Here is a 10,803-nt window from a genome sequence, read left to right on the forward strand (position 1 = left end):
GTCGTGGCCGGCGGGCGGGTGATTGCGCGCGAGGACGCCCGCGGCACCGCCGCCATGCTGGCCGATCTTGCTGGCGGGACGCCGCCACCTCTCAACGCAGAAGATGCCTGGGATACCCTGGCCAGCCCCTTTACCGCCGTGGCCGACTGGTTCACGGGCCAGCAGCCCCCGCGCCCCGACCCGGCCGGCGGGGTGCTGTTCAAGGCGCCCAAACCGGGCCAGGAGCTGCGCGCGGACATGCCGCTGATCGGGCCCGAAACGGCCGATCAGGTGGTCCGGGCCGGGCTGGCGGGCATCGTGGTGCAGGCCGGGGGCGTCATGGTGCTGGACCGGCCCCGCGTCATCGCCAGGCTGGCGCAGGCGGGCCTGTTCCTGCAGGTGGCGCCGTGAAGGTCTTTGTCATCGCGGGCGAACCCTCGGGCGACCGGCTCGGCGGCGCGCTCATGGCCGGGCTGAAGGCGCTGGCGCCGGGGGTGACTTTCGAGGGCGTCGGTGGGGCCATGATGCAGGCCGAGGGGCTGCAAAGCCTCTTCGATATGGAGGAGCTGTCGGTCATGGGGCTGGCCGAGATCCTGCCGAAATACCGCCACCTCAAGCGCCGCATCCGCCAGACAGCGCAGGCCGCCCTCGCGGCGCGGCCGGACGTGGTCATCGGCATCGACAGCCCGGATTTCTGCCTGCGCGTGGCACGGCTGGTCAAGGCGGGGTCGGACATTCGCACGTTGCATTACGTGGCCCCCACCGTCTGGGCCTGGCGCCCGGGGCGGGCCGCGAAGATGGCGCGGGTCATCGACCAGGTGCTCGTGCTGTTCCCCTTCGAGCCGCCCTACATGGAGGCCGCCGGGATGGACTGCGATTTCGTCGGCCACCCCATCGCGACCGAGCCGCCCGTGACCGAGGACGAGATCGCCGCCTTTCGCGCCCGCCACGGTCTGGAGGCGGGGCGCGGGACGCTAATGGTCCTGCCCGGCTCGCGCCGGTCCGAGGTCACGCGGCTGGCGCCGCCCTTCGTGGCCGCCCATGCGCAGGCGGGACTGGGGGACATGCAGGTGGTGCTGCCGACCCTGCCGCATCTGCGCGATACCGTGGCCGAGCAGTTCGGCGGGATCGGCGCCAGGGTCATCGACGGGGCCGACCTGACGGCGGGACAGGCCGCGCGCAACCGCTTCGTGGCCATGGCTGCTGCCGACCTGGCGCTGGCCGCCTCGGGGACGGTGTCGCTGGAACTTGCGGCCGCGCGCACGCCCATGGTCATCGCCTACGACATGGCCTGGCTCAGCCGCCAGATCATCGCGCGGATGCTGCGCACGGATACGGTGACGCTGGTCAACCTGGTATCCGAGACCCGCGTGGTGCCCGAGTTCATCGGAGAAAACTGCCGCCCCGAGCGGATCGCCGAGGGCCTGCGCCAGGTTCATGCCGCCCCGCAGGCGCAACTGGAGGCGCTGGAGCTGACCATGGCGCGGCTGGGGCGCGGGGCCGAGGCCCCCGGCCTGCGCGCGGCCCGCGCGGTGCTGGAGAGGCTGTGAGGCGCGGCTGTCCCTCGTCCGGCACAGCGCCCTTGCCGCGCGCGCCAGGCTGACGCAGTCTGCCCTCAAAAAGGAGACCGACCCATGCCCGCACCGCGCAACACCCTCAAGGCCGCCCTGACCCGGGGCGAGATGCAATCGGGCCTCTGGCTGGCCATGGCCAGCCCGGTTGGCGCGGAACTGGCTGGCAATGCCGGATTCGACTGGTGCCTGATAGACGCCGAACACGGGCCGAATACGCTGTCCACGATCATGGCCCAGTTGCAGGCGCTGGCCGGCACCCGCGCGGCGCCGGTGGTGCGCGTGCCCTTCGGGTCGGACTGGATTCTCAAGCAGGTGCTGGACCTCGGGGTGCAGACGCTGGTGGTGCCCATGGTGAACAGTGCCGAGCAGGCCCGCCAGGTCGCCGCCGCGGTGCGCTATCCGGGGCAGGGCGTGCGCGGCATGGGGGCGGTGCTGTCGCGGGCCTCGGGCTATGGCGAGATCGTCGATTACGTGACCTCGGCCAACGACGAGATTTGCCTCTTCGTGCAAATCGAGAGCGCCGAGGCCGTCGCCAACGTGGACGAGATCGCCGCGGTGGAGGGCGTGGACGGGCTGTTCGTCGGCCCCGCCGATCTGTCCGCCGACCTGGGGCATGTCGGGCACCCCGATCACGCCCAGGTGCAGGCGGCCATCGCGCGGGTCTATGCGGCCGCTGCCGCTGCGGACAAATTCGCCGGCACGATCACCTTCGATGCCGGTGCGTTCGACGGCCCGGCCGCGCAGGGGGTGCGGTTCCTGGGGCTGGGCGGGGATGTGCATGTGCTGCGCGAGGCGCTCGTGGCGCTCTGGGACAGGCGGCCGACACCGGGCGCCGAGGGGGAGTAGGGGCCTTGCCCCTCTTGGCCTGCGGCCAATTCACCCCAGGATATTTCTGGCCAGAAGAAACCCGCGACCGGCAATGGGAGATCAGTCGGGCGCCTCTTGCAGGACGCCGTCAAGGCTCATCTGCTGGTAGAGCAGCCCCTCGCGCAGGCCGCGGTCGGCGACGGAGAGCCGGTCGGTGGGCCAGAGCCGCATCAGCGCCTGCAGGATCGCCGAGCCGGACATGATCAGCGCTTGCCGGTCCTTGCCGATTCGTGGATCACTGCGCCGCCCCTCGGGGCCGAGCGACAGGTAATTGCGGATCACGGCGTCGATCTGGTCTGAACTCATCCGCAACCCGTCGACCTTGGTCCGGTCGTAGCGGCGCAGGCCCAGATGCGTGGCGGCCACCGTGGTGACGGTGCCGCTTGTGCCGATGATCTGGAAACCATCGCGGGACTGTTCCGAGGCGGAAGGGGCGAATTTCTCGAGTGATTCCTCGAAATACCAGCTCATGAGGGCGAAACGCGCGGAATCGTCTTCCACGTCGGAAAACTGGTCGCGCAGGGTGGCCACGCCAAGGGGCACGGAAATCCAGTCCACGACCTTGGCGGCGGGCACGGGGCCCTCGGTCTGGCGGAACCCCGAATGCAGCCGCATGATCGCGCGGGGCCGGTCGGGCGGGGGCACCTTGGTCAGGTCGATCCAGACCAGTTCGGTCGAACCGCCACCGATATCGACGACCAGCAATTGTTCGGTCTTGCGCGAGACCAGCGGCGCACAGGAGATCACCGCCAGGCGGGCCTCTTCCTCGGGCTGGATGATCTCGAGGCGCAGGCCGGTTTCGCGGCGGACCTGCTTGATGAACTGGCGCGCATTGCTGGCCCGGCGGCAGGCCTCGGTGGCCACGAGCCGCATCCGGCGGACCTTGTGGCGTTGCAGTTTCTGGCGGCAGACGCGCATGGCGTTGATCGTGCGCCAGATCGAAGCGCGCGAGAGTTTCCCACTCGATTCCAGGCCCTGCCCAAGCTGGACGGACTTCGAGAAACTGTCGATCACATCGAACTGGCTGCCCCTTGGTTGGGCAATCAGCATGCGGCAGCTGTTGGTGCCCAGATCCAGGGCTGCATAGAGCTCTGAGGGACCGGGCGGGGTCGGCGCGGGGCTTTCGACCGGGTTCGGGACAGCGCCCGCACCATTGGGACGCTTGGGCGCCATCGTCACGCCCTCCGATTTCGAGTTGCCCTCAAGGTAGGGCGGGGGCGAGCCCTGCGCAAGCCTCTCCTCGTGCCGGGACGGGTCGCGGTGCGGGCACGGCCTGGCCCCATGGGCGGCGCTTTGATCCCACGGCGTCGTTCACCGGGGGTTTCATGTCGAAAACAAGCGCCGCATATGGGGCACAGGGGGATAGGAAAGGGAAAAGCACTCCAGCGAGAGGGAATCGCGCATATGGCCGAGGTCACCATCGTCTACTGGCGGGACATTCCGGCACAGGTCATCGTCGGCAAGGGCCGTCGGGCGGCGAAACAGCCCCTGAGCGCGCGCTTCGAGCAGGCCATCGACCGGGCCGCGATGAGATCCGGGACCGCCGGGACGGATGCCTATCTGGCCGAGTGGCGCCGCGGCGCGCCCTACACCTGCGAGGGCGACGACGCGCAGGTCGCCGAGGCCGAAGTGGACCGGATCGAGGCATCCTACGACACGGCCCGGCTCAAGTCGCTGATCGACAACGACGGCCGCGCGTGAGTGGCCCGACCCCCGTTTCCCGCCTGAAGGAGGCTCTCATGGCGCTGTTGCAGTTCAAGAAGAAACCTACCGAATCCACCCCCGCCCCCGGCGAGGCCGTCGATCCGCACGTCGCGGCCTTTCTGGAGGATTACTCGATCGAGGTGATGCCGCGCACCGCCGAGAAGGTCGAGGATTTCCGCGACTGGCTGCCCGCGGGCACGCGCGTCTACATCGCCCATATTGAGGGCACGCCGATCGAGGACATGGTCGCCACCGCCAAGCGCCTGGCGCGCGAGGGCTACCCGGTGATGCCGCATTTCCCGGCGCGCGTCATCAAGGACCGCGCCATGCTGGAAGACTGGATCGCCCGGTATCAGGGCGAGGCGGGCGTCGACCAGGCGCTGATGCTGGCCGGTGGCGTGACCAAGCCCCATGGCGCGTTCGACAGTTCCATGCAGCTGCTGGAAACCGGCCTGTTCGGTGATTTCAAGCGCCTGCACGTCGCCGGCCACCCCGAGGGCAACCGCGACATCGACCCCTCGGGCGGCAATGCCACTGTCGATGCGGCCCTGCGCTGGAAGCAGCGGTTTTCCGAGACCACGGACGCGCAGATGGCCATCGCCACCCAGTTCGCCTTCGAGGCGCAGCCCATCATCGACTGGGCCGACAGCCTCAAGGCGGCGGGCATCGACCTGCCCATCCATATCGGCATCGCCGGGCCGGCCAAGCTGCAGACCATGATCAAGTTCGCCATGGCCTGCGGTGTCGGCCCCTCCATCCGGGTGCTGCAGAAGCGGGCCAAGGATGTCTCCAAGCTGTTGCTGCCCTTCGAGCCCACAGAGGTCGTCACCAGTCTGGCTGCCCACAAGGCCGCAAACCCCGATTTCAACGTGACGAACGTGCACGTCTTCCCGCTGGGCGGCATCAAGACAGCGGCCCAATGGGCCATCGACCATGGCGGCACCGCTGCCGTGCCCGCCTCTCAATCCTAAGGACCGATCATGACCCGCACCGTTGTCGAATCGAAGACCAAGACCGCCGTTATCGGCTTTGACGAACCGTTCTGCGTGATCGGCGAGCGCATCAATCCCACGGGCCGCAAGATTCTGGCCGCCGAACTGGAACAGGACGATTTCAGCCGCGTCGAGGCCGATGCCATCGCGCAGGTGGCCGCCGGGGCGACGGTGCTGGACATCAACTCGGGTGCGGTCTTCACCAACCGCATGGCCGAGGACCCGCGCTATGCCGACAACAACTTCGTCGAGCCGACGCTGATGAAACAGCTTGTCGAGGTGGTGCAGAAGATCGTGGACGTTCCGCTGTGCATCGACAGTTCGGTGCCCGGCGCGCTGGAGAACGGGCTGGCCACCGCCGAGGGGCGGCCCTTGCTCAACTCCGTCACCGGCGAGGAAGAGCGGCTGGAGATGGTGTTGCCGCTGGTCAAGAAATACAACGTGCCGGTGGTGGCGATCTCGAACGACGACACCGGGATTTCCGAAGACCCCGAGGTGCGCTTTGCCGTGGCGAAAAAGATCGTGGAACGCGCCGCCGATTTCGGCATTCCCGCGCATGACATCGTGGTCGACCCGCTGGTCATGCCAATCGGGGCGATGGGGTCGGCCGGTTTGCAGGTCTTCACCCTTGTCCGCCGCCTGCGGGATGAACTGGGCGTGAACACCACCTGCGGGGCATCGAACATTTCCTTCGGTCTGCCCAACCGGCACGGCATCAACAACGCCTTCCTGCCCATGGCCATGGCCACGGGGATGACCAGTGCCATCATGAACCCGGTGGCCCTGCCGGTGAAGGCCGCCGAGATCGCGGCCAAGAAGGCCGAGGTGGCGGCTGCCGGTATCCTGCTGCCCCCCGAGATGGACGACGAGGTGTTCTGCCAGATGTTCGGTCTGGGCTCGACGAGGCCGCGCGCCGGCAAGGAGATGGAGGCGATCCGCGCCGCGAACTTCCTGATGAACCAGGACGACGGCGGGGCGGCCTGGATCAGGTTCAACAAGGCGCCGCTGAAACCCGGTGAACAAGAGCGCGGCCGTGGCGGACGCGCCGCAGGCGGGCGCCGCCGCCGGGCCAGCTAGGACAGCTTGTTACGGGACCAGGAAACGCCGCGCGGGAGACCGGGCGGCGTTTTCGGTTTGGAGGGTATCATGGCCCGCGGTTTGAGCCATCGAATGCAAGGGCCGCTGTCAGCCCCGGAACTGCCGTTGCCGTCGGCCCCGGGGCGACAGGTCAACGCGCGCAGAGAAATTTGAGCGCCCCATTTATATCAAACTTGCAAACCCCACTTCCTGCGCACAGCGAACCTTGATCCATGACGCAAATTCGCTCGGGGTCTGTGCTCCTGTGCGCTACCCCTTCCAGATCCAGCCGCCGCCCAGAACGCGGGTGGTCTGAGTGTCGTAGAAGACGCAGGCCTGGCCGGGGCTGACGCCCTCTTCGGGGGTCAGCAGTTCGACCTCGGCTTCGGTGTCGGACAGCGGGCGCAGGATGGCCGGGGCCGGGGGGCGGGTCGAGCGGACCTTGACCGCCACTTCGCGTTCGCCCGCTTCGGCAAAGGCGCCGTCGCCCAGCCAGTTGATCTCGCGCAGGGGGACGGTGCGGGTCGCAAGCATCTCCTTGGGGCCGACCACGACCCGGCGGTTTTCCACGTCGAGCTTGACCACGTAGAGCGGCTCGCTCAGCCCGCCGATGCCCAGCCCCCGGCGCTGGCCGATGGTGTAGTGGATCACCCCGTTGTGCTGGCCCAGCACGTTGCCGGCATGGTCCACGATCGCGCCCGGCTCGGCAGCCCCCGGGCGCAGTTTCTCGATGACACTGGCATAGTCGCCATTGGGCACGAAGCAGATATCCTGGCTGTCGGGCTTGTCGGCCACGCGCAGGCCATATCGCGCCGCCAGACTGCGGGTCTCGTCCTTGCTGGCCAGATGGCCCAGCGGAAAGCGCAGGAAGTCCAGCTGCTCCTGCGTGGTCGAGAACAGGAAATAGGACTGGTCGCGGTTCGCATCCGCCGCGCTGTGCAACTCGGCCCCGCGCGGCCCCATCTGGCGCTGGATGTAATGGCCCGTGGCCATGCAGTCGGAATCCAGATCCTTGGCCGTCTCCAGCAGGTCCTTGAACTTGACACGTTCGTTGCAGCGGATGCAGGGCACAGGCGTGGCCCCGCCCAGATAGCTGTCTGCAAATTCGTCCATCACCGCCTCGCGGAAGATGTTCTCGTAGTCCAGCACGTAGTGGGGAAAGCCCATTTCTTCGGCCACGCGGCGGGCATCGTGGATGTCACGACCCGCGCAGCAGGCGCCCTTCTTGGCCAGCGCCGCCCCGTGATCGTAAAGCTGCAGCGTCACGCCGACCACGTCATAGCCCTCGTCGGCGAGCATGGCCGCCACGACAGACGAATCAACACCGCCGGACATGGCGACGACGACACGGGTGTCGGCGGGGGCCTTGGGCAGGCCGAGCGAATTGAGCGCGGTATCGAGGGACATGGAAGCAGCCTTCGGCAGGGTCTGCAGGAATATAGGAAAATGCAAGATACTCTCAAGGGGCCGCTTTACTTCTCCTTAGCCGAAAAGCGGCCAGTTGAAAGGCATGTTCATTCACGAAAGAGGGGTGAGGACATGTATCTGCGCAGAACGGAGGGGCCGCGCTCGGTCACGCTGCCGTGCGGCCGGGTGATGACGCGTGCCGACCTGCCCGAGGCGACGACGCGGCGGTGGGTTGCGTCGCGCAAGGCGGCCGTGGTGCGTGTGGTTGCGCATGGGCTGATCACGCGGGATTGGGCGAAATCGACCTACGGCCTGTCTGACGAGGAACTCGCCGAGTGGGAGTCGGCGGTTCTCAGTCACGGCGAGGCGGCACTGAAGGCCACCGCAGCGAGAAAGTATAGACAACCTTAGATGGATTTGTAGACTGCCGGCCGGATGGTAACGTGGGGTTAACCTTCGTCCCCCTAGGATTGGTTAACGCACGAACGAACGGAGAAGAGTAATGCGCGTTTTGCTCGTCGAGGATGATCCGACCACGGCAAAGAGTATCGAGTTGATGCTGGGTCATGCCAACCTCAACGTCTACACGACAGGGCTGGGCGAGGAGGCGATCGACCTCGCCAAGCTCTATGACTACGACCTGATTCTGCTGGACCTGCACCTGCCGGACATGTCGGGCCACGACGTGCTGCGCCATCTTCGGCTGGCCCGGGTGGAAACGCCGATCCTGATCCTCTCGGGCGAGGATGCGACCGAATCCAAGCTCAGGGGGTTCGGCTTCGGGGCCGACGACTACCTGACCAAGCCCTTCCACCGCGAAGAGCTGATCGCGCGGATCCATGCCATCATCCGCCGCTCAAAGGGACATGCGCAGTCGATCATCCGAACCGGAAAGGTTGCGGTGAACCTGGACGCCAAGACGGTGGAGGCCGGGGGCGAACCTGTCCACCTGACCGGCAAGGAATACCAGATGCTGGAACTTCTTTCGCTGCGCAAGGGAACGACACTGACCAAGGAGATGTTTCTCAACCACCTTTACGGCGGCATGGACGAACCCGAACTCAAGATCATCGACGTGTTCATCTGCAAGCTGCGTAAGAAACTGACCGTGGCCACGGGCGGCGACAACTAAATCGAGACCGTCTGGGGCCGCGGCTATGTCTTGCGCGACCCCGAGCATGGCGTCGGTGAACAGCGGGTTGCTGTCGGGGCCTGATGCCCCGCGGTTCGGACCACCAGTCACGGTAACGGCCGGTCCCATACGTAGCCCAACCCGACCCTGAGGGTGCCGCCGCGGTAGGTCCGGGCCGGGGCCGCGGCATTGTCGGGCCGCGACGGGCTGGACGATGCCGGGGTGGCCCCCTATCACTGAACGCAAGTGAACGAAGGGGGACCGGCGTTGACCGACAAGGCCGCGACAGACAAAGACGCGACCATCGCGCCCGACGCCTTGACCGAGGCGCAGGCCGCCGCCGAACTGGCGCGTCTGGCCGATCTGCTGGGCCGCGCCGATGCCGCCTATCACGGCGCCGATGCCCCCCGGATGAGCGATGCGGATTACGACGCGCTCAAGCGACGCAACGCGGCGATCGAGGCCCGCTTTCCCGGGCTCAAGCGCGCCGACAGCCCCTCCGAGCAGGTGGGCGCCGCCCCCGCCGAGGCCTTCGGCAAGATCACCCATGCGGTGCGGATGCTCTCGCTTGCCAATGCCTTCGACGACGCCGAGGTGGCCGATTTCGACCAGTCGATCCGCAGCTACCTGAACCTCGGCCCCCAGGCCCCGCTGACCTATACCGCCGAACCCAAGATCGACGGCCTAAGCCTGTCGCTGCGCTATGAAGACGGCGTCCTGATCCATGCCGCCACGCGCGGCGACGGCGAGACCGGCGAGAATGTCACGCAGAACGCCCGCACCATCGACGAGATCCCGACCCGGCTGGAGCAGGCCCCCGCCGTGCTGGAGGTGCGCGGCGAGGTCTACATGTCCCATGCCGATTTCGAGGCGATGAATGCGCGGCAGGCCGACAGGGGCGGCAAGACCTTTGCCAACCCGCGCAACGCCGCCGCCGGATCGCTGCGCCAGCTGGACGCCAGCATCACGAGGGCCCGCCCACTGCGGTTCTTCGCCTATGCCTGGGGCGAGCTGTCCGCGCCGCTGGCCGACACCCAGAAGGGCGCGCTTGACCGCCTGGCCAGCTTCGGCTTTGTCACCAACCCGCTGACCCGGGTCTGCGAGACGGTGGCGGATATGCTGGCCCATTATCGCAGCATCGAGGACCAACGCGCCTCGCTGGGCTATGACATCGACGGGGTGGTCTACAAGGTCAACGACCTTTCGCTGCAACAGCGGCTCGGCTTCCGCTCGACCACGCCGCGCTGGGCCATCGCTCACAAGTTTCCCGCTGAACTGGCCTGGACCGGGCTGGAGGGGATCGATATCCAGGTCGGCCGCACCGGGGCGCTGTCACCGGTGGCGCGGTTGCAGCCGGTGACGGTGGGGGGCGTCGTCGTCTCCAACGCGACGCTGCACAACGAGGATTACATTGCCGGGCGCGGGGCCTCGGGCGAGGATATTCGCGGCGGCAAGGACATCCGCCCCGGCGACCGGGTGCAGGTCTACCGGGCCGGCGACGTGATCCCCAAGGTCGCGGACGTCGACCTGTCCAAACGGCCCGAGCAGGCCAAGCCCTACCAGTTCCCCGACAATTGCCCCGAATGCGGCTCGCCCGCGATCCGCGAAGAGGGCGACGCCGTGCGCCGCTGCACCGGCGGGTTGATCTGCCCGGCGCAGGCCGTTGAAAAACTGAAACATTTCGTCTCGCGCGGGGCCATGGACATCGAGGGGCTGGGCGCCAAGCAGGTCGAGGCCTTCTACCACGACGACCAGCTTCCGGTGCGCGAACCGGCCGATATTTTCACGCTGCAACGCCGGGATGCGGCGACCCTGTCGAAACTGGCCAATCGTGACGGCTGGGGCGAGACAAGCGCGAAGAACCTCTTTCAGGCCATTGAGGAAAAACGTGAAATTTCCACGGAGCGTCTGCTGTTCGGGCTTGGCATCCGGCATGTGGGCGAGGTGGCCGCGCAAGACCTTGCGCGCCACTACGGCGGCTGGCAGGCCATGGTCGCGGCGCTGGAAGTTGATCTTCGCGCCACGGTTGCCGGTTAGACGACGCTGCCATGGTCAATGCATCGCATCCGTC

The 10,803-nt window shown here is 67.3% G+C and carries 9 protein-coding genes and 2 pseudogenes; 9 read left to right on the forward strand and 2 right to left on the reverse strand.

The window, feature by feature from the left end; all coding sequences use genetic code 11:
- From lpxI to ACH107_RS25735, 3 genes are all read left to right on the forward strand, one after another.
- A partial coding sequence (gene lpxI, locus ACH107_RS25725; RefSeq protein ID WP_412508461.1) for a UDP-2,3-diacylglucosamine diphosphatase LpxI domain-containing protein occupies nt 1–390 on the forward strand: 390 nt, incomplete at its 5' end.
- Entirely contained in the window at nt 387–1,529 is a 1,143-nt protein-coding gene (gene lpxB / locus ACH107_RS25730) for a lipid-A-disaccharide synthase (RefSeq protein WP_412508463.1), read from the forward strand. The genes lpxI and lpxB, both read left to right, overlap by 4 nt.
- An 84-nt stretch (nt 1,530–1,613) precedes the next feature.
- Nucleotides 1,614–2,399, forward strand: coding sequence for an HpcH/HpaI aldolase family protein (locus ACH107_RS25735; RefSeq protein WP_412508464.1), 786 nt, complete (start codon nt 1,614–1,616; stop codon nt 2,397–2,399).
- Between the two features lie 81 nt (nt 2,400–2,480).
- On the opposite strand, the gene ACH107_RS25740 is transcribed toward ACH107_RS25735, so the two are convergent.
- Nucleotides 2,481–3,593: a Ppx/GppA phosphatase family protein gene (locus ACH107_RS25740; protein ID WP_310691050.1), complete on the reverse strand. Its 1,113-nt coding sequence runs from the start codon at nt 3,591–3,593 to the stop codon at nt 2,481–2,483.
- Nucleotides 3,594–3,824: 231 nt separating this feature from the next.
- Here ACH107_RS25740 and ACH107_RS25745 point away from each other — a divergent pair, with 231 nt between their 5' ends.
- From ACH107_RS25745 to ACH107_RS25755, 3 genes are read left to right on the forward strand one after another with little or no spacing between them, the layout of a single operon-like run.
- Nucleotides 3,825–4,121, forward strand: a complete 297-nt coding sequence (locus ACH107_RS25745) for a virulence factor (protein WP_412508465.1) — start codon at nt 3,825–3,827, stop codon at nt 4,119–4,121.
- Nucleotides 4,122–4,159: 38 nt separating this feature from the next.
- Entirely contained in the window at nt 4,160–5,095 is a 936-nt protein-coding gene (locus ACH107_RS25750) for a methylenetetrahydrofolate reductase (protein WP_412508467.1), read from the forward strand.
- 9 nt (nt 5,096–5,104) lie between these two features.
- Nucleotides 5,105–6,193: a methyltetrahydrofolate cobalamin methyltransferase gene (locus ACH107_RS25755; RefSeq protein WP_310691047.1), complete on the forward strand. Its 1,089-nt coding sequence runs from the start codon at nt 5,105–5,107 to the stop codon at nt 6,191–6,193.
- 270 nt (nt 6,194–6,463) lie between these two features.
- Here ACH107_RS25755 and mnmA read toward each other — a convergent pair whose 3' ends face one another.
- Nucleotides 6,464–7,600 (reverse strand): tRNA 2-thiouridine(34) synthase MnmA, encoded by a 1,137-nt coding sequence (gene mnmA / locus ACH107_RS25760; protein WP_412508469.1) that lies wholly within the window; start codon nt 7,598–7,600, stop codon nt 6,464–6,466.
- Between the two features lie 132 nt (nt 7,601–7,732).
- Between mnmA and ACH107_RS25765 the strand changes: the two genes are divergently transcribed.
- From ACH107_RS25765 to ligA, 3 genes and pseudogenes are all read left to right on the forward strand, one after another.
- Complete coding sequence (locus ACH107_RS25765; RefSeq protein ID WP_412508470.1) at nt 7,733–8,011, forward strand: DUF1153 domain-containing protein; 279 nt, start codon at nt 7,733–7,735, stop codon at nt 8,009–8,011.
- Between the two features lie 91 nt (nt 8,012–8,102).
- Nucleotides 8,103–8,816: pseudogene (gene ctrA / locus ACH107_RS25770) on the forward strand (response regulator transcription factor CtrA).
- 234 nt (nt 8,817–9,050) lie between these two features.
- Nucleotides 9,051–10,739, forward strand: a pseudogene (gene ligA, locus ACH107_RS25775) (NAD-dependent DNA ligase LigA); the annotation flags it as partial.
- Nucleotides 10,740–10,803 lie beyond the last annotated feature (64 nt).

The sequence above is a fragment of the Roseovarius halophilus (ex Wu et al. 2025) genome (assembly GCF_047086965.1).